Here is a 22,064-nt window from a genome sequence, read left to right as displayed (position 1 = left end):
TGGATGAGGCTGCCGAGCAGTCATCGCAGTGAAACCCTCTCGCCCTGTCCACCTCCTTGAAGAGACCCTATGGGCATGGAGTTCCTCTGCTACCACCGCGACCGCCCCGGCTCCCTGCCGCTGCGCTACGGACTGATGGAAGAGCATTGGTCCTACATGGACCGGTACGCGAAAGAGATGATCGCCCGGGGCCCGACCCTCGCCGGCGACGGCGACACACCCACCGGCAGCGTGCACATCGTCGATCTGCCCGATCCCGTCGCCGCCCGCGTGTTCGCCTTCGACGAGCCGAACTACCAGGCCGGCGTCTACCGGGACGTGCTGCTGCGGCGGTGGCGCAACACGCTGGGGCGCACCATGTGGGACTTCCCCGGCGGCCGGACCGGCGGTAACCGGTACCTGGTGCTCGGTCTTGGCACGGGGCAGGCCGCCGACCTCGCGGTGCCGCCCGACCGAGACGAGCTGATCGCCTATGGGCCGCTGCTGTCCGACGACGGCGCCACCTGGCTGGGCACAGCGGTGTTGGTCCGGGCGCCGGCCCCGGAGACGGCACGCGCCATCCTGACCCCGGACCGGTACGCCGATATCGAGGTGCACAACTGGCAGTTCGGCGGGCGGCCGTCATGACCTGAGGCCGAGGTTGCCGCCGAAGCCCTTCGGATCGCTCAGCAACCTCGTGCTTCACCCGAACCCACGGATGCATCGGCCTGACACACACCGGTGGCCCCGTGGGTTCGCGCTGAAGGACCTTCGGTTTCCCTGAACCCACGGCACGCGCCGCGGCTGTGGGCGACGAACGCCAGCTCATCCCTGCACGCGACTACGGACATTGGCAAGATCCCCTACGACCGGCGCACAGGCCCGGTCCATCCTCCCCGTGGCGGACCGAGCCTGTGCTGAGGGGAAGCTCACCCCGCATCCGCCACGCGTAACTCGGCCCAGCAGCGCTTGCCCCACGCCCCCCGTGTCGGATGGGATCCGAGCAGGTCATAGCCCCAACGGTCGGCGAGGGCATCGATCAGGTACAGCCCTCGGCCTGACTCTGTCTCGGTGCTCACGGGGCGCAGCTCCGGCACCAGGCCGGGTGCCCTGTCCACCACCGCCAGCCGCACGAGCGAGGGAGAGGGCCGGGTCACGACAACCCGGATGCTGCGACTGGGGGTGTGCGTGATGGCGTTGGTGACGAGCTCGGAGATCAGCAGTGCCGCCGTCTCGGACTGCCCCTCCAGCCCCCATGCGCACACCGCCTGATGTACGAGCCGCCGCGCCTCCTCCACGGCCTCCGGAACGGCGTTCTTCGTGACGCTGTACCCGGGATGGCCGGTCGCGGCCGGCCGCGCACCGGCCTGGCCGGTCCGTTCGACATCGTTTCCTTCAGTGGGCCATGGCCGACCGTGGTGAACCTTGAGAACCTGCGCGGCGGCTTCTTCATGGAGGGTGACGACGTGGCCACCTTCGAGGCAGCGTTCGAGCGCACGGTCGCCACAGCGCTTCCCGTTGATGTATCACGGGAGACCATCAAGAAGATCATGGAAGGGACACAGCAGTGACCGAGATGCCCAGGCAGCGGACTCCGCACGCGCCCGAACTGGACGCTGCCGCATGGTTCAAGTCCTCGTACAGCGCCGGAGAACAGGCGTGCGTGGAGGTAGCCGACATACGCGGAACCCTATACAGCGCCATCGCCGTCCGGGACTCGAAGAACCCCGACGGCCCCGCACTGCTCATCACCCCAGAGGCGTTCGCACGATTCACCCAGGACGCTGCGCAGGTCCGCTACAACACCCCCTGATCCACGCCCGACCGACAGGGCCGACATGACAGCACAACATGCCACGAGGGAGGCTGTGGTGAAGAGACAGGTCGTTGCCCTCAGTCTGCTGGCTGCGCTGCTCACGGCATGTGGTACCGATGACGACGGTGGTGAGGAATCAAGCACGACCCCGCCGACCACCAACGCGCCCACCACTAACCCGCCGACCACGACTACAAGTCCGGCCCCTCAAGGCAAGGGCACTCAGCCTCCGATCGAGGCTGGACTCGATTACGGTACGTGACAGCGGACTGGGTGACTTCACTGGACGTGCGCGGATCACCTACACAGGCGAGAACCCGGACGGCGGAACCAACACGTTCACGATCACTGTGTTCAAGGGCGGGAAGGATGTCGCCAGCCTTAAAGGGTCGGCCAGTGACGTGCCGCCAGGTCGCACGATCACTGCGGATCTGTTCTCCACGGACAAGTTCGTATCGGGGCCGTACACCTACGACTTCCAGAAGGACTTCTGATCGCAGCGTGATGAGAGTGGGCCCGCCACCACTCTTTCATCCTGATTTCTGCAGGTCACAGGTCCTGGTGTGATCACCGGAAGTCCTCGGTGTTCGTCAGCACGAGATGGAGTCGGCCCACTGCGCAACGCCCTCACCGGCCGACCACCAGCCCAGCTCACCGAGGGCCTCAGCGCTTGAGCCCACGGTGACTACACCCTTTGTGCTGCTGTGAACTTCCGCTGCTGGAGGATGAGTTCGCGATCAGATCGATACGTGACCGACCATCTCCCTATCCAGGATCCTCAGGACGAACACCGCCAGATCCTCAACCGCCCTCGATGATCAGCTGCTCAACGCCAACTGGGCCTGCCGCCCCATAACCGGGCGGCAGGCCCTGCGCTGCGTACGCCCTCAGGCCGTCGTCCACCACACCGTCGTGTCGCCCGGCACCTTCGCCTCGCCGTCCGTCTCGCTGATCTCGCCGCTGGCGAGCAGCACCCGGCCGTACGCCGGTGTCGTCACCGACTCCTCGCCGGTGTTCGCGACGCACACGAACTCGCCACGGCGGAAGGCGAGGACGCCCTCGGGGGCCTTCAGCCACTCCACCGCGTCGCCCGCGCCGAGGCCGGGCTGTTCGCGGCGGACGGTGAGAGCGGTGCGGTACAGCTCCAGGGTGGAGTCGGGGTCGCCGGTCTGGGCCTCGATGCTCAGGTCGCCCCAACCCTCCGGCTGCGGCAGCCAGCTGCCGCCCACACCGAAGCCGTACGACGATCCCGTACGCGTCCACGGGATCGGGACGCGGCAGCCGTCGCGGAAGCCGTCCTGGCCGGCGCCTCGGAAGTACGCCGGGTCCTGGCGCACCTCGTCGGGCAGGTCGACGACGTCCGGCAGGCCCAGCTCCTCGCCCTGGTAGACGTACGCCGAGCCGGGCAGCGCCAGCATGAGGAGGGTGGCCGCGCGGGCGCGCCGCAGGCCCAGGGCACGGTCGCCGGCCGTGCGGATCTGGGTGCCGAGGCCGGGCGGGTTGGCGAAGCGCGTCGCGTGGCGGGTGACGTCGTGGTTGGAGAGGACCCATGTCGCCGGGGCGCCCACCGGGCGCATTGCGTCCAGCGTGCGGTCGACCACCTTGCGGAGTTCCTCCGCGTCCCAGTCCGTGCTCAGGTACTGGAAGTTGAAGGCCTGGTGGAGCTCGTCGGGGCGGACGTAGTTCGCGGTGCGCTCGACCGTCGGGGTCCACGCCTCCGCGACGAAGATGCGCTCACCCGCGTACTCGTCCAGAATGCCCCGCCACTGGCGGTAGATCGCATGCACGCCGTCCTGGTCGAAGAACGGCATGACAGCGTTGCCCAGCAGCTTGAGCTGCCCGTGGGAACCGAGGTCCGGGAGCCCCTCCGCCTTCACCAGGCCGTGCGCTACGTCGATGCGGAAGCCGTCGACGCCCATGTCCAGCCAGAAGCGGAGGATCGAGCGGAACTCGTCGCCGACGGCCGGGTGTTCCCAGTTGAAGTCGGGCTGCTCGGGGGCGAAGAGGTGGAGGTACCACTCCCCCGGCGCCCCGTCCGGTTCCGTGACTCTCGTCCACGCCGGGCCGCCGAAGATGGACTCCCAGTCGTTGGGCGGGAGTTCGCCGGTCTCGCCCTTGCCGGGGCGGAAGTGGTAGCGGTCGCGCAGCGGTGAGCCGGGGCCTTCCCGCAGCGCCCGCTTGAACCACTCGTGCTGGTCGGAGGAGTGGTTGGGGACCAGGTCGACGATGATGCGCAGGCTCAGCTCGTGCGCGTGGCGGATCAGCGCGTCCGCGTCCAGCAGGTTGCCGAACATCGGGTCGACGGCCCGGTAGTCGGCGACGTCGTAGCCGGCGTCGGCCTGCGGGGAGGCGTAGAAGGGGCTCAGCCACACGGCGTCCACGCCGAGGTCGCGCAGATACGGGAGTCGGGAACGTACGCCTTCCAGGTCGCCCATGCCGTCGCCGTTGCTGTCGGCGAAGCTGCGCGGATAGACCTGGTAGATCACCGCGTCCCGCCACCAGTCGCGGCGCTTGGCGACGGTGACGACGGCCGCTGCGGAGGTGGGGGTCGGGGCCGGGGCGGCGGAGTGCTGGCTCATAGCGTCCTTGATGCGTAACGAGGTTCGGGTCACGGATGAAGTGTGCGGCTTGCAGGTTTTCGGCGTTTTGCGGAAGCCTCTGGGTCCTCCGGCGCACGGATGTGAGGCGGCCGCGGTCACAGCGGGGTCGGATGGAGACCGCGGCCGCCACCCGCGCGCAAGGCACGCGGGAGTTGTGAGCGCCCCAAAGGGGCGCGGGGAACTGCGCGACCAGCCACAACGGCGCCGCAGACGATCGGCGGCCCATCGCGGCCCTCCCAGCGGAGCGTCACCCCTTTGTTCCGCCCGCGGTGAGGCCGGTCACCAGGTTCTTCTGCACGAGGTAGAAGAACGCGGAGACGGGTATGGCGATCAGCACCGCGGTGGCGGCCATCAGGTTGCGCTGCGCGTCGTGTTCGCTGACGAAGGTCTGCAGACCGACGGCGAAGGTGTACTTCGTGTCGGACAGCATGAACGTCGACGCGAACGCGACCTCGGCGAAGGCCGTGAGGAAGCTGTAGAAGGCGGCGACCGCCAGGCCCGGCTTGGCGAGCGGCAGGATGAGTCGCGCGAACGTGCCGAACGGGGTCAGCCCGTCGACGCGTCCCGCCTCGTCGATCTCGAACGGAATGGTGTCGAAGTAGCCCTTCATCAGCCAGGCGCAGTAGGGAACGATGGTCGTGCAGTTGACGAGAATGAGCCCAAGGTAGCTGTCGATGAGCTGCAGGTCCGACATGATCTGGTACATCGGCACCATCAGTACGGCCACCGGGAACATCTGGGTCACCAGCAGCACCCACATGAACTTCCGGTAGCCGGGAAAGCGCATCCGCGAAACGGCGTAGCCGGTGGTGGCGGAGATGATGACGCCGATGGCGGTGGTGCCGAGGGTGACGATCAGCGTGCTGGTCAGCCAGTCGAAGAACTTCGTGTTCTGCAGGACGAACGTGTAGTTGTCGAACGTCGTCTTCCCCCAGATGCCACCCGGGTGGAGGTAGTCGTCCTTGTCCGGGCCGAGGGACAGGAAGACCAGCCAGGCGACGGGGAAGAACGCGATCAGGCTCGCCACGATCAGGATGCCGTGCGAGGCGAGGGACGTGCCGAGGCTGTTCTCGCCCCGTCTGCGCGTCCTGCGCGGCGGGGTGGCCGCGGGCCCCTTCTCGGTGGCGGCGGAGTTCTCGACGGTGGTGGTGCTCATGGGGACTCCTGCCTCAGATCGCGAGCTGCTGGTCATTGCGGTTCAGCCAGCGGCGGTAGAAGGAGGTGAAGACGATCAGGATGGCCAGCAGCAGGATGCCGTAGGCGGCCGACTGCGCGAAGTCGCGCGGCTGCTGTCCGAAGCCGAGGTAGTAGGCCCAGGTGACCAGGATCTGGGCGTCCGGGGCGGTGTCGCCGAACAGCAGGAAGATGATGGCGAACTGGTTGAAGGTCCAGATGATGCCGAGCAGGATCACGGTGGAGCTGACGGACCGCAGCCCCGGCAGGGTGACGTAGCGGAAGCGCTGCCAGGCGTTGGCGCCGTCCATCTCCGAAGCCTCGTACAGCGAGGAGTCGATGGACTGCAGGCCGCCCAGCAGCGAGACCATCATGAACGGCACACCGCACCAGGTGTTGACCATGATCGCGGCGAACCGCTGCCAGAAGGTGTCCTCCAGCCACAGCGGGGTCGGCAGGTGCAGTGTCTCCAGGGCGGAGTTGATGATGCCGCCGTCGGCGAGCATGAACCGCCAGCCGAAGACGGTGACGAAGGTCGGCACGGCCCACGGCAGGACCAGGATCAGCCGGTACAGGGTGCGGCCGCGCAGCTTCTGGTTGAGCAGCAGGGCGAGGCCGAGGCCGATGGTGTAGTGCAGGCCGACGCAGAGCGCGGTCCACACGATCGTCCAGATGAAGTGCGACCAGAAGCGGTCGTACGCCGTCGGGCCCCACAGGATGTCGGCGTAGTTGTCGAGGCCGATGAACTTGTAGGTGGCCTCGATCTCGTTGACGCCGATGGTGCGGGCCGTGTTGAGGCTGTTGGCGTCGGTGAGGGTGAGGTAGAAGCCGTAGGCGAGGGGATAGAGCACGAGGACGCCGAGCACGACGACCACGGGGGTGATCATGGCGTAGGCGTACCAGTGCTTCCGGTAGCCGTGCTTCAGCCGCTGGCCCAGCCCGGGCCGCGGCGCGCGGTCACCGTGGCGCTTGCCGGTGGCGCGGTCGATGGCGACTGTCATGGTTCGACAACCTTCTCGGAGTCCTGCGGATCAAAGGGGGTACGGCGCACAGGCCGGTGGCCGCCGGATCTCTCCCCCGGTTCAGGGAGATCCGGCGGCCACTCGGGGTCACTTGCTGAAGTCCGGGACCAGCTTGGCGATGGCGGTCTCGGCGCTGCTCAGGCCCTTGTCCAGGGACTCCTTGCCACCGGCGATCTTCAGCAGTTCGGTGTCCAGCGGGCCCCACAGGGAGCTGTACTCGGCGAGCGCCGGGCGCGGCTGGGCGGCGGCGAGGACGCTCTGGTAGCCGGCGATGCCCGGGTCGGCCTTGACCTCGGCGGTGTAGGCGTCGTCGCGGGTCGGGAGCGTGGAGTTCTTGAGGGCGATGGTCTCCTGGGCCTTCGCCGAGGTCATGAACTTCACGAACTTCAGCGACGCCTCCTGGTGGGCCTTGTCCGAGCCCGCGTACACGGAGAGGTTGTGGCCGCCGGTGGGGGCGCCCGCCTTGCCGGTGGAGCCGGCCGGGACGGTGGCGATGCCGAGGTTGTTCTTGTCCTTGAACGCGGAGCCCTTGTAGAAGTTGGTGATCTCCCACGGGCCCTGCATGATCGCGGCGACCTTGCCGCTGACGAACGCCTCCTGGATGTGGGCGTAGGCGTCGGCGGTGGTGTCGGCCTTGTGCAGGCCCTTGCCGGAGAAGAGGCTCTGCCAGGTGCCGTACGCCTTCTTGGCCTCGGCCGAGTTGACGGTGATCTTCTGGGCGTCGGCGTCGACGGTGTCGGTGCCCTCGCCGTAGAGGAACGTCTGGGCGTAGTAGGCCTGGGTGGAGCCCCAGTAGCCGTCGACGCCGGTCTTGTCCTTGATCGTGGCGGCGGCCTTCTTCAGGTCGTCCCAGGTCTTCGGGGCCTCGACGCCGGCCTTCTCGAAGAGCTCCTTGTTGTAGACCAGGGCGAGGGTGTCCGTGGTGAACGGCACGCCGTAGGTCTTGCCCTCGTACTTGGCCTGCTCGAGCAGGTTTGGCTTGAACTTGCTCTCGTCCGCGAGGGCCTCGGTGCCGTCCAGCGGCAGGAAGAAGCTCTTCTTGGCGAAGGCGGGGGTCCAGCCGACCTCCGAGCGCAGGATGTCCGGGGCGCCCTTGGAGCCGGCGGCCGTGTCGAACTTGTTCTGCGCCTGGTCGAAGGGGACGTTGACGTAGTCGACCTTGATGTCCTTGTTGGCGGCCTCGAACTCCTTGACCAAGGCCTGGTACGTGGGCGCCTCGTTCGTGGCGTTGGAGGTGTCCCACCAGGTGATGGTGACCGGCCCGCCCGAGTCGCTGCCGCTGTCGTCTCCGCCGCAGGCCGTCGCCGCGAGGGCGAGGGACGCCACCAGCGCGGTGGCCGCTATGCCACGCCGCATGAGTTCTCCTTGAGGGTGTAAGCCCGTGTGCTCACAGGAAGCGGCCCCGTCTGCCGTCCTGTCGACTTGCCACTGTGCCGATGGGGGTCCCCCCGCTCGAGCGAAGCCGAGAGTGGGGACGCCGCCGGGCGTCGCCGAACGTAACAGCCATGTAAGCGGCGCGAAAGACCTTGCTGAAAAAAACTGCAAGAAGTGTCGAGAGTTATCCCGCCGTGACCTCTCCTCGACCACCGCGAGACCGGTTCCGGCCGTTACGAGGACCGGTTTCCCCACTGTCAGGCGGGTACCCGCACGTGTGTGCAAGACTCTGCAAGCTCTTGCCATCCGCTTCCGCCGCGGGGACCATTCGTTGCGGACCGGACGCCGAAACACGACACAAGGGATCGCGATGACGCAGCAGCCCGCAGCGGGCCGTTCAACCGCCCGCGCACGGCGTCCGATTGGTGGGCAGGGCGTCACCCGCCCGCTACAGTCCAGTGCTGTGACCACACGGCTTGCCGACATCGCTGCTCAGGCGGGGGTGAGCGAAGCGACCGTCAGCCGCGTCCTCAACGGGAAGCCCGGCGTCGCCGCCACCACTCGCCAGTCCGTGCTGGCCGCACTCGACGTGCTGGGCTATGAACGCCCGGTGCGTCTGCGGCAACGCAGCGAGGGCCTGGTGGGCCTGATCACCCCGGAGCTGGAGAACCCGATATTCCCGGCCCTGGCCCAGGTCATCGGCCAGGCGCTGACCCGGCAGGGCTACACCCCGGTGCTCGCCACCCAGACCCCCGGAGGCTCGACCGAGGACGAGCTGACCGAGATGCTGGTCGACCGCGGGGTCGCCGGCATCATCTACGTCTCCGGGCTGCACGCCGACACCACCGCCGACATGCAGCGCTACGAGCGGCTGCGCGCCCAGGGCGTGCCCTTCGTCCTCGTCGACGGCTTCTCGCCGAAGGTGCAGGCGCCGTTCATCTCCCCCGACGACCGCGCGGCGATGACGCTGGCGGTCACGCACCTGGTCTCCCTGGGCCACACCCGGATCGGCCTGGCCCTCGGACCGAAGCGGTTCGTGCCGGTGCAGCGCAAGATCGAGGGCTTCGTCCGCACCATGCAGGACCAGCTGGGCCTGAGCCCGGACGTCATAGAGAACGAGCTGGTCCAGCACTCCCTGTACACCCTGGAGGGCGGCCAGGCGGCGGCCACGGCCCTGATCGACCGGTCCTGCACGGCGGTGGTGTGCGCCAGCGACATGATGGCGCTGGGCGCGATACGGGCGGCCCGGCAGCGCGGCCTGGAGGTCCCGACGGATGTCTCGGTGGTGGGCTTCGACGACTCCCCCCTGATCGCCTTCACCGACCCGCCCCTGACGACGGTCCGCAAGCCGGTCCCGGCGATGGGCCAGGCCGCGGTGCGCACGCTGCTGGAGGAGATCGGCGGGACGCCCGCGCCGCACAGCGAGTTCGTGTTCATGCCGGAACTGGTGGTGCGCGGTTCGACCGCTTCGGCCCCTGGAGAACGGGTTCGCCCCTGATCCTCCTCACGGCGGAGAATCGGCCGAGTCCGGCCGTACGCTCACAGTAGGCTCGGGTGTCTTCCCGTAGTAGGAAATGCATCCGGGACCAGACCGGGGGATGATCGGTCGAAGAAGCCGTTTCTGGCAGAATTTGTGCCTATGAGTGACACGACCGTGACCGAGCTGGAAGACCGCGATCAGGCGGCCGCTCCGCACTCCGTCACGGCGGAAAACGGCCCGTACCTGATGCGCCGGCTGCGCGCTCCGCGCCGCCCCCGCCTCTGGTTCGAGATCCTGCTGATCGCGGTCAGTTACTGGACGTACTCACTGATCCGGAACGCCGTGCCGGAGCAGCGGGCCGAGGCCCTGCACAACGCCGACTGGATCTGGAAGGCCGAGCACCAATTCGGCGTCGCCTTCGAGGAGTCCGTCAACCACGCCGTCAACTCGGTGACCTGGCTCATCGTCGGCATGAACTACTACTACGCGACCCTGCACTTCGTGGTGACCCTCGCGGTCCTGGTCTGGCTGTTCCGCAGCCATCCCGGCCGCTACGCGGCGACCCGTCTGGTCCTCTTCGCGACGACGGGCGCGGCCCTGGTCGGTTACTACCTGTATCCGCTGGCCCCGCCCCGGCTGATGAACGGCACCGGCTTCGTCGACACGGTCATGGTCCACCAGACCTGGGGTTCGATGGCCTCCGGCGACCTGAAGAACATGTCCAACCAGTACGCCGCGATGCCGTCGATGCACATCGGCTGGTCCGTGTGGTGCGGCATGACGATCTTCGCCCTGGCCACGGTCCCGTGGGTCCGGATCCTGGGCCTGCTCTACCCGACGGCCACGCTCGTGGTGATCGTCGCGACGGCCAACCACTTCTGGCTGGACGCGGTGGGCGGGATGCTGTGCCTGGCGTTCGGCTTCGCGCTGGCCCGGGTCTGGTACGACAGCCTGCCGTACGCGCTGCCGAGGCGGGTGGCGGCCAGGGGGACGGGCGGGCCGGGCAGGCCCCTGCTGCCGCACAAGGCGTAGAGTGCGGGCTCACGCTCCGTAGAACAGCTCCTCCACGACGGCCCGTGCCCTGCGTGTCGTACGCCGGTACGCGTCGAGCATGTCGCCGACGTGACCGGGCTCGTACCCCAGGTACCGCCCCACCGCCGCGAGCTCGCGCCCGTCCGACGGGAAGGTGTCGCCGGCTCTCCCCCGCACGAGCATCACCGCGTTGCGTACGCGCGTCGCCAGGACCCAGGCCTCGTCGAGGGTCGCCGCCTCCTCGGCCGGGATCAGTTCCGCCGCGCAGGCGGCGGCGAGGGCCTCGCGGGTGCGGGTGGTGCGCAGGCCCGGCTCGGCCCAGCCGTGCTGGAGCTGGAGCAGCTGGACCGTCCACTCGACGTCGGAGAGGCCGCCGGGGCCGAGCTTGGTGTGCAGTTTCGGGTCGGCGCCGCGCGGCATCCGCTCGGTCTCCATCCGGGCCTTCAGGCGCCGGATCTCCCGTACGGCGTCGTCGCCGAGCCCCTCCGCCGGGTAGCGCAGGGGGGCGATCAGCTCGATGAAGCGGCGGCCCAGCTCCTCGTCCCCGGCGACGGCCTCGGCCCGCAGCAGGGCCTGCGACTCCCACACCAGGGACCAACGGCGGTAGTAGGCGCCGTACGAGTTCAGCGTGCGTACGAGGGGTCCGGACTTGCCCTCCGGGCGCAGGTCCGCGTCGATCAGCAGCGGCGGGTCGGCGCTGGGGACCTGGAGGAGGCGGCGCATCTCGGACACCACCTTGTTCGCGGCCTCCGACGCCTCCTGCTCCGCCACGCCCTCGCGCGGCTCGTGCACGAACAGGACGTCCGCGTCGGAGCCGTAGCCCAGCTCGTGGCCGCCGAAGCGGCCCATGCCGATGACGGCGAACCGGGTGGGCAGGGTGTCGCCCCAGCCCTCGCGGACGACAGCCCGCAGGGTGCCCGCGAGGGTGGCGGCGTTCAGGTCCGACACCGCGGCGCCGACCCGGTCGACCAGGGCGCCCTGGTCGGCCTCGGCGGGCTTGGTCTCGGTGCCGTACGAGTCGACGATGTCGGCGGCGGCCGTACGGAACAGCTCACGGCGGCGCACCCCACGGGCGGCCGTGACCGCCTGCACGGCACCCTCCGCGCGCCCGACGGCGGCGAGGATCTCCTGCTCGAGATGGGCCCGCGGGCGCGGATCAAGGCCGCCGCCGTCCCCGTCGCCCAGCAGCGCCACGGCCTCCGGCGCGCGCATCAGCAGGTCGGGGGCGAGCCGGCCGGCCGACAGCACCCGGGCGAGGTTCTCGGCGGCGGCGCCCTCGTCCCGCAGCAGCCGCAGATACCACGGGGTCTTGCCGAGCGCGTCCGACACCTTGCGGAAGTTGAGCAGCCCCGCGTCCGGGTCCGCCGAGTCCGCGAACCAGCCCAGCAGCACGGGCAGCAGAGTGCGCTGGATGGCCGCCTTCCGGGTGACCCCGGACGCCAGCGCCTCCAGGTGGCGCAGCGCGGCGGCCGGGTCGCCGTACCCGAGCGCGACCAGCCGTTCCCGGGCCGCCTCGGCACTCAGGCGGGCCTCGCCGGGGGCGAGTTGGGCGACCGCGTCGAGGAGCGGGCGGTAGAAGAGCTTCTCGTGCAGCCGGCGTACGACGGTGGCGTGCCGCTTCCATTCGCGGTTCAGCTCGGCGACCGGGTCGGTGCGCAGGCCGAGGGAGCGGCCGATGCGGCGCAGGTCGTCGTCGCTCTCGGGGACGAGGTGGGTGCGGCGCAGCCGGTACAGCTGGATGCGGTGCTCCATGGAGCGCAGGAAGCGGTAGGCGGCGTCGAGCTGGGCGGCATCGGCCCGGCCCACATATCCCCCGGCGGCCAGCGCCTGCAGCGCGTCCAGCGTCGTCCCGCTCCGCAGCGCCGTGTCGGCCCGCCCGTGCACCAGCTGCAGCAGCTGTACGGCGAACTCGACGTCTCGCAGACCGCCCGGGCCGAGCTTGAGCTGCCGGTCGAGCTCGGTGAGCGGGATGTTCTCCACCACCCGGCGCCGCATCTTCTGCACGTCGGGGACGAAGTTCTCCCGCTCGGCGGCCTTCCAGACGAGGGGCTCCAGCGCGGCGACGTACTCCTCGCCCAGCTCGATGTCGCCCGCGACCGGGCGGGCCTTGAGCAGCGCCTGGAACTCCCAGGTCTTGGCCCAGCGCTGGTAGTAGGCGAGGTGGCTGCTCAGCGAGCGCACCAGCGGGCCGTTCCTGCCCTCGGGCCGCAGGTTGGCGTCGACCGGCCAGATGGTCCCCTCGACCGTCGTCTCGGAGCAGATCCGCATCATGTGCGAGGCGAGCCTGGTGGCGGACCGCAGCGCCTTGCCCTCGTCGGCACCCTCGACGGCCTCGCCCACGAAAATCACGTCCACGTCGGAGACGTAGTTCAGCTCGTGCCCCCCGCACTTGCCCATCGCGATCACCGCGAGCCGGCACAGCGCGGCGTCCTCCGGCGCGGCCGTACGGGCGATGGCGAGCGCGGCGCGCAGGGTCGCGGTGGCGAGGTCGGCGAGCTCGGCGGCGGTCTGGGCGACGTCGGTGGTGCCGCACACGTCACGGGCGGCGATGGACAGCAGGCAGCGCCGGTAGGCGACCCGCAGCGAGACCGGATCGGTGGCTTCCGCCAGGCCCAGCTCGAACTCCTCCACCTCGGGGTGCAGATCCCGCGGCTCGTACATGACCAGCGCCTGCCAGTCGCTCGGATGCCGGGCGAGATGGTCGGCGAGCGCGGCGGAGGCGCCGAGCACCCCGAGGAGACGGTCGCGCAGCGGCTTGGCCGCTATCACCGTGTCGAGCAGCTCCCGCTGGGCGATCGGGCCGGGCTGCGCCTCCAGCAGCCGGACCAGGCCGCGCAGTGCCAGGTCCGGGTCGGCGGTGGCGCCCAGCGCCTCCAGCAGCACCGGGTCGTCCCTGAGGAGGGCGAGCTCCGCGCTGTCCAGGAGCCGCTCGGCGGCCGAGGGGTCGGTGAAGCCGTGCCGCAGCAGCCGCGTGAAGGTACTGCTCCTGCGCCCCGGCGCCGTCATCCTCGGCCTCCCCTCGGATCAAGGTCGTACGGCTCTGAGCCTAACCGGAGTGCCTGAGGGAAGCGCCCGAGCGGGACGGGCACGATGAACGTGTGGAACCTCAAACCGAACTCGACCCCCGCTACAGCGACGACGGCGCCACCGCGCACCCCTGGCCGGAGGCCCAGGCGCGGCTCTCCGAAGCCGAGCTCTTCTGGATCTCGACCGTGCGGCCCGACGGACGGCCGCACGTCACCCCGCTCCCGGCCGTCTGGGCGGACGGCGCGCTGCACTTCTGCACGGGGCCCGAGGAGCGCAAGGCGAGGAATCTGGAGCAGAACCCGAACGTCGTGCTCACCACCGGCACCAACATCTGGAACAAGGGCTACGACCTGGTCGTGGAGGGTGAGGCGGTCCGGGTGGGCGACGACGACAGGCTGCGCGATCTGGCCGACGCCTGGGAGCGCAAGTACGGCAGCTTCTGGCACTTCGAGGTGCGCGACGGCCGCTTCCACCACGGACCAGGAAGTGCACTCGTCTTCTCGGTGGCACCCCGGACGGTTTTCGGCTTCGGTAAGGGGGAGCCGTTCAGCCAGACCCGTTGGCGGTTCGGCTGACACTCCCGTCGGGGCGACTTGGAGGACCAGTGATGCAGTACACGCTTGAAGTGATCCCGCTGCCGGTCAGTGACATCGACCGGGCCCGGGACTTCTACCGGGACAAGGCAGGCTTCCATGTCGACATCGACCAGGAGGTCATGCCGGGAATGCGCATCGTCCAGCTGACGCCTCCGGGCTCCGGCTGTTCGATCGCCCTGGGCGACACCGTCTGGGACACGATGGACGGACCGACGCCGGCGCCCGGCTCGTACCAGGGCCTCCAGTTGTGCGTCCCCGACATCAAGGCGGCCCATGCCGAACTGACCGAGCGCGGGCTCGAGGTCTCCGATCCGGTGCAGTACACGCCCGACGACGGCGCCACGTTCATGTACTTCAAGGACCCGGACGGCAACGGCTGGGCGATCCAGGAGTACCGGCAGAGGGCCACGAAGCCGCTGCACGCTCTGCTGGCAGAGCTGGCCGAAGGATAAATCCAGCCAGCCGGCACGTAATGCCGTGTCGGCATGGATATCGCGATGGGGATCGCCTGTGTGCGGAACACCCGAGGGGCACTCCGCGCACAGCGGCGTCACTTGTTGTGTCCTCCTGGGAGCTTGCCCTGCGGGTTCACGTTCTCGTCATCCAGCCCACCGCCGGTGCACGTGGGTTGCTGACCAGGAGGCTGCTGGCCGCCGCCGTTGGTGCACTGCGGGGTAATCGCGGCGTCGGCGATACCTGCGCCACCGATGCCCAACGCGAACGCGGCCGCAACCGCGCCAACCGCCGCCCCGAGCCGCTTCCTCGTGAGTGAGTTCGTCCTTTCCGCCTAGCCTCCAGTCCTTGTCGGCTGTGCGGCAGAGCGTTTCGGACTGCCGTAGATCCTCAATTCACGCTTCTCGCTCAGACGGTACATGTCAAGAAAATTAGGATAATTGGGAATAGAACTCATATATCGCCAGTCACTCCTTCTGCACAGCACGCAACATCGGCCGCATTGACCTGCGTTGACGTGAGACTGGCTGACAGCCACGGATCCCAGGTCATGACCACGCGTCTCAGCATGCAGACGGCCCGGGCCGGCGGCTCACTGCCGCCGGCCCGGGCCGTTTCGGGAACCCCGCTGCCCTGCGCTCAGAGCACCGGCAGGTTCTTCCGCAGCTCGAACGCGGTCACCTCGGAGCGGTACTCCTCCCACTCCTGGCGCTTGTTGCGCAGGAAGAAGTCGAAGACGTGCTCGCCGAGCGTCTCGGCGACCAGGTCGCTGCGCTCCATCAGCGTCAGCGCCTCGCCGAGGTTCTGCGGCAACGGCTCGATGCCCATCGCCCGCCGCTCGGCGTCGGAGAGGGCCCAGACGTCGTCCTCGGCGCCCGGCGGGAGCTCGTAGCCCTCCTCGATGCCCTTGAGGCCGGCGGCCAGCAGGGCGGCGTAGGCCAGGTACGGGTTGGCGCCGGAGTCGATCGAGCGGACCTCGATGCGGGCCGAGCCGGTCTTGCCGGGCTTGTACATCGGGACACGGACCAGGGCCGAGCGGTTGTTGTGGCCCCAGCAGATGTACGAGGGGGCCTCACCGCCCGCGCCGGCGGTGCGCTCGGAGCCGCCCCAGATGCGCTTGTAGGAGTTCACCCACTGGTTGGTGACCGCGGAGATCTCCGCCGAGTGCTTCAGCAGACCCGCGATGAAGGAGCGGCCGACCTTGGAGAGCTGGTACTCGGCGCCCGACTCGTAGAAGGCGTTCCGGTCGCCCTCGAACAGCGACAGGTGTGTGTGCATGCCGCTGCCCGGGTGCTCGCTGAACGGCTTCGGCATGAACGTCGCCTGGACGCCCTGCTCCAGCGCCACCTGCTTCATCACCAGGCGGAACGTCATGATGTTGTCCGCCGTGGACAGCGCGTCGGCGTACCGCAGGTCGATCTCCTGCTGGCCGGGGGCGCCCTCGTGATGGGAGAACTCGACCGAGATGCCCATCGACTCCAGCATGGTGATCGCCTGGCGGCGGAAGTCCATGCCGATGTTCTGCGGGGTGTGGTCGAAGTAGCCGGAGTTGTCCGCCGGGGTCGGGCGGGAGCCGTCCAGCGGGCGGTCCTTCAGCAGGAAGAACTCGATCTCCGGGTGGGTGTAGAACGTGAAGCCCAGGTCGGAGGTTCGGGCCAGCGCCCGCTTGAGGACGTACCGCGGATCGGCGAAGGACGGGGAGCCGTCCGGCATGAGAATGTCGCAGAACATCCGGGCGGTGCCGGGGGCCTCCGCTCGCCACGGCAGGACCTGGAAGGTCGAGGGGTCCGGCTTGGCGATCATGTCGGACTCGTATACCCGGGCGAAGCCCTCGATCGCCGAGCCGTCGAAGCCGATGCCCTCGTCGAAGGCCTGCTCGAGCTCGGCCGGGGCCACGGCCACGGACTTGAGGAAGCCCAGCACGTCCGTGAACCACAGGCGTACGAACCGGATGTCGCGCTCCTCCAACGTCCGGAGCACGAACTCCTGCTGCTTGTCCATCTTCCGCTTCCCCATCCTTGCTGGTCAGGCCGCCTGTCTCCGGTCCCTCGGGAGGCGGTCGGGCACCTGAGCATCCCACCACAACAGCATTTCATGCGCGTTGCCGACCTTGATCGACGAAGCGACCTCGGGCTGAACGCCTCACATATGGCAGATGTACTGCTCTTCCGCCCATCTTGCCTGCTCGGACCGACATCCGTAATGCCCGGCCCCTTCAGACCCACCCCGGTTTAATTGGCATCTCGGATGCAAGTTTTAATAGGGCTGTCGTTCCCGTCGTGTCAGAAGGAGCCCACGATGCTGTCCGAACCGTCCGTTGCCACCGTCCGCGCCACCCTCCCCGCCGTCGGCGCCGCCCTCGGCGAGATCACCGAACGCTTCTACGCCGGGATGTTCGCCGCCCGCCCCGAGCTGCTGCGTGACCTGTTCAACCGCGGCAACCAGGCGGCCGGCACCCAGCGGCAGGCCCTGGCCGGGTCCATCGCCGCCTTCGCCACCCACCTGGTGGACCAGCCGGACCGGCGGCCCGACGCGATGCTGTCCCGCATCGCCCACAAGCACGCCTCGCTCGGCGTCACCCCGGAGCAGTACGCGATCGTCCACGAGCACCTCTTCGCCGCCATCGCCGACGTCCTCGGCGAGGCCGTCACGCCCGAGGTCGCCGCCGCCTGGGACGAGGTCTACTGGCTGATGGCGAACGCCCTCGTCGCGCTCGAGAAGCGGCTGTACGAGGAGTCCGAGGAGCCGGAGTGGCGGCGCTGGGAGGTCGTCGAGCGGGTCGCCGACACCGACGACGTCGCCACCTTCCGGCTGCGCCCGGCCGACGGCGGTGCGGTGACCGGCTTCCGCGCCGGGCAGTACGTGTCCGTACGCGTGGAGCTCGCGGACGGCGCCCGTCAGATACGGCAGTACAGCCTCTCCGGGGCGCCCGGCTCGGGCGTACGGCAGATCAGCGTGAAGCGGGTCGGCGGGGACGCCGCGTCACCCGACGGCGAGGTCTCGAACCATCTTCACGCGCGCGTGCGCGAGGGTGACGTCCTGGAGCTGTCCGCCCCGTACGGCGATCTCGTCCTCGACGACGCCACGGACACGCCCCTGCTGCTGGCCTCGGCCGGCATCGGTGTGACCCCGATGGTCGCCATGCTGGCGCACCTCGCGGAGGCCGGGCACCGCGCCCCGGTCACCGTCGTCCACGGCGACCGCTCCCCCGCCGAGCACGCCCTGCGCGCCGACCAGGAGGCGTACGCCGGGAAGCTGCCGGACTCGGCCGTGCACCTCTGGTACGAGCAGGACGCCCCGGCCGGCGCCCACACCGGGCTCGTCGACCTCGCGCGCGTGCCCGTCGCGCCCGGCACGCGCGCGTACCTGTGCGGCCCGCTGCCCTTCATGCGGTCGGTACGGGCGCAGCTGATCGAACGGGGCGTGGCCCCGGCGGACATCCACTACGAGGTGTTCGGGCCGGACCTCTGGATCGCCCAGGGTTAGGGCGCGCGGCCGATCTGCAGCAGCAGCGGGCCGGTGGGGTCGGTGACCATGTCGCCCACCGTCAGCGGGTCCAGCGAGGCGTAGAACGCCTCCTGGGCCCGGCGCAGGGCGCCGCGCAGCCGACAGGCGGAGTTCAGGGGGCAGGGGTTGGCGCCCTCGCACTCGACGACGTCGCCGTCGCCCTCGAAGGCGCGCACCACGGCGCCCACGGACGCCGTGCGCCCCCGGTCGCTGAGCGAGAGCCCGCCGCCCCGGCCGCGTCGGGCGTCGACCAGGCCCATGTGCTGGAGTTCGGCGACGACCTTCGCGGTGTGCGTGTAGGGCACGTCCATGTCTTCCGCGACCCCGCGCGTGGTGGGGCTGGCGTCGCCCTCGACGGCGAGCCGCATGAGGACGCGCAGTGCCAGGTCGGTGGAGCGCAACAGCCGCATACGGGCAGCGTAGGTAATGCGCATCTCCGACTCAAAATATCTGGTTTCCTCTGCCCTCTCTACGAGAGGGCACTCCCTCCCCACTACGATCAGCGGACCCGACCGTCCCTTTCCCCCCGAAGGACAACACCCCATGGGCTCCGCCAAGAACCAGAGCAGTGCGTCCCGCAAGGCGCGGATAGAGGAGATGCGGCGCGCCGAGCAGTCCCGGGAGCGCCGCAACCGGATCCTCACCATCGCTGCCAGTGTGGTGGTCGTCGCCGGTCTCGTCGCCGGTGGTGTCTTCGTCGTCAGGTCGCAGTCCGACGACAGCAGCGAGGCGGCCGACGCGAAGCAGCCCACGGGGAGCTTCATCACCGGTGCGGACGGTGTGAAGACCTGGAAGGGCAAGCTGACCCAGACCCACGTCACCAAGACCGTGAAGTACGCGATGGAGCCCCCGGTCGGCGGTGACCACGACCAGGTCTGGATGAACTGCAACGGCGACGTCTACACCAAGGAACTCAACAACATGAACGCCGTGCACTCCCTGGAGCACGGCGCGGTGTGGGTGACGTACACCAGCAAGGCCTCGGAGGCCGATGTGGCCGCGCTGGCGGCGAAGGTGAAGCAGACGCCGTACACGCTGATGAGCCCGGACGAGAAGCAGAAGGATCCGATCATGCTCTCCGCGTGGGGCCACCAGCGCACGGTGACCGGCGCGAGCGACCCGAACGTCGACAAGTTCTTCGAGAAGTACGTCCAGGGCGAGCAGACCCCCGAGAAGGGCGCGGTCTGCACGGGAGGTCTGGCGCAGTGAGGCAGCTGGGCTGGATCGCGGGGACCGCCGCGGCCGTGCTCGTCGCGACCGGTGCGATCAGCTTCGCGGTCGCCGGGGACGACGGCGCGAGCAGCGCCCCCACGGCCGACTCGGCGGACGCCGGCTTCGCGCGCGACATGGCGGTACACCACCAGCAGGCCGTGGAGATGTCGTTCGTCGTGCGCGACCGCACCGACGACGAGGAGGTGCGGCGCCTGGCCTACGACATCGCGCAGACGCAGGCCAACCAGCGCGGCATGATGATCGGCTGGCTGGACCTGTGGGGGCTGCCGAAGGTGTCGTCGACGCCGATGGCGTGGACGGGCATGGACATGGCCGTCGGTGAGGACGGCGCGCTGATGCCGGGCATGGCGACCGACACCGAGATGGAGAAGCTCGGGAAACTCAACGGCGAACAGGCCGAGATCTTCTTTCTGCAGCTGATGACGGACCATCACAAGGGCGGCATCCACATGGCCGAGTCCTGTGTCGACCGGTGCACGGTCGGCGTGGAGAGGCGGCTGGCGCAGGGCATGGTCGACGGTCAGGAGTCGGAGATCGGGCTGATGAAGGACATGCTCGCCGAGCGGGGCGCGAAGCCGCGGCCGTGACCCTCGACGCGGCACGGGCATGTGCGCATACCCGGTAGGGGTAGGCTGCTGTGCATGACCGGGACGAGGAGAGGGACGTACGGACGGCTGCTGCTGTTCGCCGTGCTGCTCCTCGGGGTCGTGACGATGCACACGCTCGGGCATCCCTCCGAGCACGGCGGGCCGGCCGGTCATACGGCGGGGCACGCGGCGGTCGCGTCGACGCCCGAGTCGGCGACCGTCCCGGCGGTGAGCGCCGAGATGCCTGCCCCGGGCGGGACTGATCCGTCGTCGGTGTGCCTGGCGGTGCTGGGGGCCGCCACGCTCCTGCTGCTCATGGCGCCGGCATCCGATGCCACACGGCCCGGACAGCTCCGCGCCCCCTCGTCCTCCCGGCTCCTACGGGCCCTGTGGCCGAACCCTCCCCCGCCGAGACATCTCCTCGCCCAGTTGTCGGTGCTGCGCATCTAGGCCTGCGCACCGGCTGTTTCGGGCTGCTCGCACGCAGGTGGGAACCTGCGCGCCGCGAGCGGTGTACCAGAAGCAGCAGACGCGTCCAGGCCATGCATCACAGCAGCACCACACATATCGAGGTGTCACCCAGTCATGCGTCATCACACGCGCCGTTCCGTACTCGGCGCATCCGTCGCCGTCGCCGGTACGGGCCTTCTGGCCGCCTGCTCAGGCGGAGGCCACTCCGGACACGGCGGGGGCGAGCCCGCGGCCGCCGCACCCGGGGGCTATGTCGATCCGGCGGGCGAGGAGGTCGCCGCCGCCGAGAAGAAGCGCGCCGCCGACGGCAGCGGCGCGGTCCGCGAGGTGAAACTCACGGCCGCCGAGGCCTCGCTCGACCTCGGCGAGCGCACGGTCAGGTCGTGGGCGTACGGCGGCGAACTGCCCGGCAAGGAGATCCGTGTCACCGCCGGCGACACCCTCGCCCTCACGCTCGCCAACCACCTCCCGGCCACCACGTCCCTGCACTGGCACGGCCTCGCCCTGCGCAACGACATGGACGGCGTCCCCGGCCTCACCCAGCGCGCGATCAAGCCGGGCGCCGACTTCACCTACCGCTTCACGGTGCCGCACGCGGGCACGTACTGGTTCCATCCGCACTCCGGCGTCCAGCAGGACCGCGGGCTGTACGCACCGCTGATCGTCGAGGATCCCAAGGAGCCCTTGGCGTACGACAAGGAGTGGGCGGTCGTCCTGGACGACTGGGTCGACGGCGTGGACGGCTCGACACCGGACTCCGTGCTCGGTGAGCTGAGCGGGGGCATGGGCGGTTCGGGTCATGAGGGCCATGACATGTCGGGGATGACGATGCGCTCCGAGGCCTCCCCGTCGGCCTCGTCCTCCGGTCCGTCCCGGATGATGATGGGCGCCGAGAGCGAGCTGCTGGGCGGGGACGCGGGCGATGTGGCATATCCCCACTACCTGGTCAACGGGCGTACGGCGAAGGCGCCTTCGGCGTTCCGGGCGAATCCCGGGGACCGGATCCGGATCCGGTTGGTCAACGCCGGCGGGGACACCGCCTTCCGGGTCGCCCTCGGCGGACACGAGATGACGGTGACGCACACGGACGGCTTCCCGGTCCGGCATACGACGACGGACGCGCTGCTGCTCGGCATGGGCGAGCGGTACGACGTGCTGGTGACGGCGGGGGACGGCGTCTTCCCGCTGACGGCGCTCGCCGAGGGCAAGAAGGCCACCACGATGGCGGTGCTGCGCACGGGCGGCGGTGCGGCGCCCGCGGCGACCGTACGCCCGAAGGAGCTGGACGGCAGACTGCTGACGGCCGACAAGCTCACGGCGGACGAGTCGGTGGCCCTGCCGCGGCGCAAGCCGGACCGGACGATCCGGCTCAAGCTCACCGGCGGGATGATGAAGTACGACTGGGCCTTCGACAAGAAGCCGTACAGCGCCGCGCAGCGCCATCCGGTGCGGGCCGGTGAGCGGGTGCGGCTCGAGTTCTCCAACTCGACGACCATGTGGCACCCGATCCATCTGCACGGCCACACCTTCGGCCTGGCCAATGTGACGGGAGGCCCGCGCAAGGACACGGCGATCGTGCTGCCGAACGGCATGCTGACGGTGGACTTCGACGCCGACAATCCGGGGCTGTGGATGATCCACTGCCACAACGTCTATCACTCGGAGGCGGGGATGATGACGGTGCTGGGCTACCGAGGCTAGGGCCTGATCCGCC

At 69.5% G+C, this 22,064-nt stretch carries 19 protein-coding genes and 1 pseudogene; 12 read left to right on the top strand and 8 right to left on the bottom strand.

Translation table 11 applies throughout. The annotated features are described in order from the left end of the window. Positions 1–75: 75 nt before the first annotated feature. Positions 76–627 carry a YciI family protein gene (locus AQJ91_RS00560; RefSeq protein ID WP_067016008.1) on the top strand — a complete coding sequence of 184 codons (552 nt, stop codon included), beginning with the start codon at positions 76–78 and terminating at the stop codon, positions 625–627. A gap of 281 nt (positions 628–908) precedes the next feature. Here AQJ91_RS00560 and AQJ91_RS51710 read toward each other — a convergent pair. Next, positions 909–1,280, bottom strand: a pseudogene (locus tag AQJ91_RS51710) (ATP-binding protein); the annotation flags it as partial. 36 nt (positions 1,281–1,316) lie between these two features. On the opposite strand from AQJ91_RS51710, the gene AQJ91_RS51705 reads away from it, so the two are divergent. Then, positions 1,317–1,550: a Scr1 family TA system antitoxin-like transcriptional regulator gene (locus AQJ91_RS51705; RefSeq protein ID WP_067014523.1), complete on the top strand. Its 234-nt coding sequence runs from the start codon at positions 1,317–1,319 to the stop codon at positions 1,548–1,550. Between the two features lie 5 nt (positions 1,551–1,555). Next, on the top strand, positions 1,556–1,792 hold the full coding sequence (locus tag AQJ91_RS00545; RefSeq protein ID WP_067016005.1) for a DUF397 domain-containing protein: 237 nt from the start codon (positions 1,556–1,558) through the stop codon (positions 1,790–1,792). Between the two features lie 890 nt (positions 1,793–2,682). Here the strand turns inward: AQJ91_RS00545 and AQJ91_RS00540 are convergent. The 4 genes from AQJ91_RS00540 to AQJ91_RS00525 all read right to left on the bottom strand — a co-directional run bounded on the left by AQJ91_RS00540 (position 2,683) and on the right by AQJ91_RS00525 (position 7,946). After that, complete coding sequence (locus AQJ91_RS00540) at positions 2,683–4,374, bottom strand: glycoside hydrolase family 13 protein (RefSeq protein ID WP_067014520.1); 1,692 nt, start codon at positions 4,372–4,374, stop codon at positions 2,683–2,685. A gap of 268 nt (positions 4,375–4,642) precedes the next feature. Beyond that, a complete protein-coding gene (locus tag AQJ91_RS00535) occupies positions 4,643–5,551 on the bottom strand; it encodes a sugar ABC transporter permease (RefSeq protein WP_067014518.1) in 909 nt (302 codons plus the stop codon). 13 nt (positions 5,552–5,564) lie between these two features. Beyond that, complete coding sequence (locus tag AQJ91_RS00530; protein WP_067014515.1) at positions 5,565–6,569, bottom strand: carbohydrate ABC transporter permease; 1,005 nt, start codon at positions 6,567–6,569, stop codon at positions 5,565–5,567. Positions 6,570–6,677: 108 nt separating this feature from the next. Further along, entirely contained in the window at positions 6,678–7,946 is a 1,269-nt protein-coding gene (locus AQJ91_RS00525; RefSeq protein WP_067014511.1) for an extracellular solute-binding protein, read from the bottom strand. 481 nt (positions 7,947–8,427) lie between these two features. Here AQJ91_RS00525 and AQJ91_RS00520 point away from each other — a divergent pair, with 481 nt between their 5' ends. Beyond that, a complete protein-coding gene (locus AQJ91_RS00520; RefSeq protein WP_067014509.1) occupies positions 8,428–9,462 on the top strand; it encodes a LacI family DNA-binding transcriptional regulator in 1,035 nt (344 codons plus the stop codon). Positions 9,463–9,603: 141 nt separating this feature from the next. Next, positions 9,604–10,476: a phosphatase PAP2 family protein gene (locus AQJ91_RS00515; RefSeq protein ID WP_067014506.1), complete on the top strand. Its 873-nt coding sequence runs from the start codon at positions 9,604–9,606 to the stop codon at positions 10,474–10,476. 9 nt (positions 10,477–10,485) lie between these two features. Here AQJ91_RS00515 and AQJ91_RS00510 read toward each other — a convergent pair whose 3' ends face one another. Beyond that, positions 10,486–13,482, bottom strand: a complete 2,997-nt coding sequence (locus AQJ91_RS00510; RefSeq protein ID WP_067014504.1) for a bifunctional [glutamine synthetase] adenylyltransferase/[glutamine synthetase]-adenylyl-L-tyrosine phosphorylase — start codon at positions 13,480–13,482, stop codon at positions 10,486–10,488. Positions 13,483–13,574: 92 nt separating this feature from the next. On the opposite strand from AQJ91_RS00510, the gene AQJ91_RS00505 reads away from it, so the two are divergent. Both AQJ91_RS00505 and AQJ91_RS00500 read left to right on the top strand, forming a co-directional pair. Continuing rightward, on the top strand, positions 13,575–14,078 hold the full coding sequence (locus AQJ91_RS00505) for a pyridoxamine 5'-phosphate oxidase family protein (RefSeq protein ID WP_067014501.1): 504 nt from the start codon (positions 13,575–13,577) through the stop codon (positions 14,076–14,078). Positions 14,079–14,110: 32 nt separating this feature from the next. Next, complete coding sequence (locus AQJ91_RS00500) at positions 14,111–14,551, top strand: VOC family protein (protein ID WP_067014498.1); 441 nt, start codon at positions 14,111–14,113, stop codon at positions 14,549–14,551. 640 nt (positions 14,552–15,191) lie between these two features. Here AQJ91_RS00500 and glnA read toward each other — a convergent pair. After that, positions 15,192–16,553, bottom strand: coding sequence for a type I glutamate--ammonia ligase (gene glnA / locus AQJ91_RS00495; protein WP_067016002.1), 1,362 nt, complete (start codon positions 16,551–16,553; stop codon positions 15,192–15,194). Positions 16,554–16,850: 297 nt separating this feature from the next. On the opposite strand from glnA, the gene AQJ91_RS00490 reads away from it, so the two are divergent. Continuing rightward, complete coding sequence (locus AQJ91_RS00490; protein WP_067014495.1) at positions 16,851–18,038, top strand: globin domain-containing protein; 1,188 nt, start codon at positions 16,851–16,853, stop codon at positions 18,036–18,038. On the opposite strand, the gene AQJ91_RS00485 is transcribed toward AQJ91_RS00490, so the two are convergent. Next, positions 18,035–18,469 (bottom strand): RrF2 family transcriptional regulator, encoded by a 435-nt coding sequence (locus AQJ91_RS00485; RefSeq protein ID WP_067014491.1) that lies wholly within the window; start codon positions 18,467–18,469, stop codon positions 18,035–18,037. The two genes, AQJ91_RS00490 and AQJ91_RS00485, sit on opposite strands and share 4 nt — an antisense overlap. Positions 18,470–18,602: 133 nt before the next feature. Between AQJ91_RS00485 and AQJ91_RS00480 the strand changes: the two genes are divergently transcribed. The 4 genes from AQJ91_RS00480 (at position 18,603) to AQJ91_RS00465 (ending at position 22,051) form a co-directional block, all read left to right on the top strand. Further along, positions 18,603–19,268 carry a DUF3105 domain-containing protein gene (locus AQJ91_RS00480; RefSeq protein WP_067014488.1) on the top strand — a complete coding sequence of 222 codons (666 nt, stop codon included), beginning with the start codon at positions 18,603–18,605 and terminating at the stop codon, positions 19,266–19,268. Further along, positions 19,265–19,879: a DUF305 domain-containing protein gene (locus tag AQJ91_RS00475; RefSeq protein ID WP_067014486.1), complete on the top strand. Its 615-nt coding sequence runs from the start codon at positions 19,265–19,267 to the stop codon at positions 19,877–19,879. Before AQJ91_RS00480 ends, AQJ91_RS00475 begins: the two co-directional genes overlap by 4 nt. Before the next feature lie 54 nt (positions 19,880–19,933). Beyond that, positions 19,934–20,329, top strand: coding sequence for a DUF6153 family protein (locus AQJ91_RS00470; protein ID WP_067014483.1), 396 nt, complete (start codon positions 19,934–19,936; stop codon positions 20,327–20,329). A gap of 135 nt (positions 20,330–20,464) precedes the next feature. Then, on the top strand, positions 20,465–22,051 hold the full coding sequence (locus AQJ91_RS00465) for a multicopper oxidase family protein (protein WP_067014480.1): 1,587 nt from the start codon (positions 20,465–20,467) through the stop codon (positions 22,049–22,051). The last annotated feature ends 13 nt before the right edge of the window (positions 22,052–22,064 follow it).

The organism is Streptomyces dysideae, assembly GCF_001514305.1.
Taxonomy (GTDB): Bacteria; Actinomycetota; Actinomycetes; order Streptomycetales; family Streptomycetaceae; genus Streptomyces; species Streptomyces dysideae.
The sequence above is the reverse complement of the archived record's forward strand: the minus strand, read 5'-3'. Positions and strand labels throughout refer to the sequence as shown.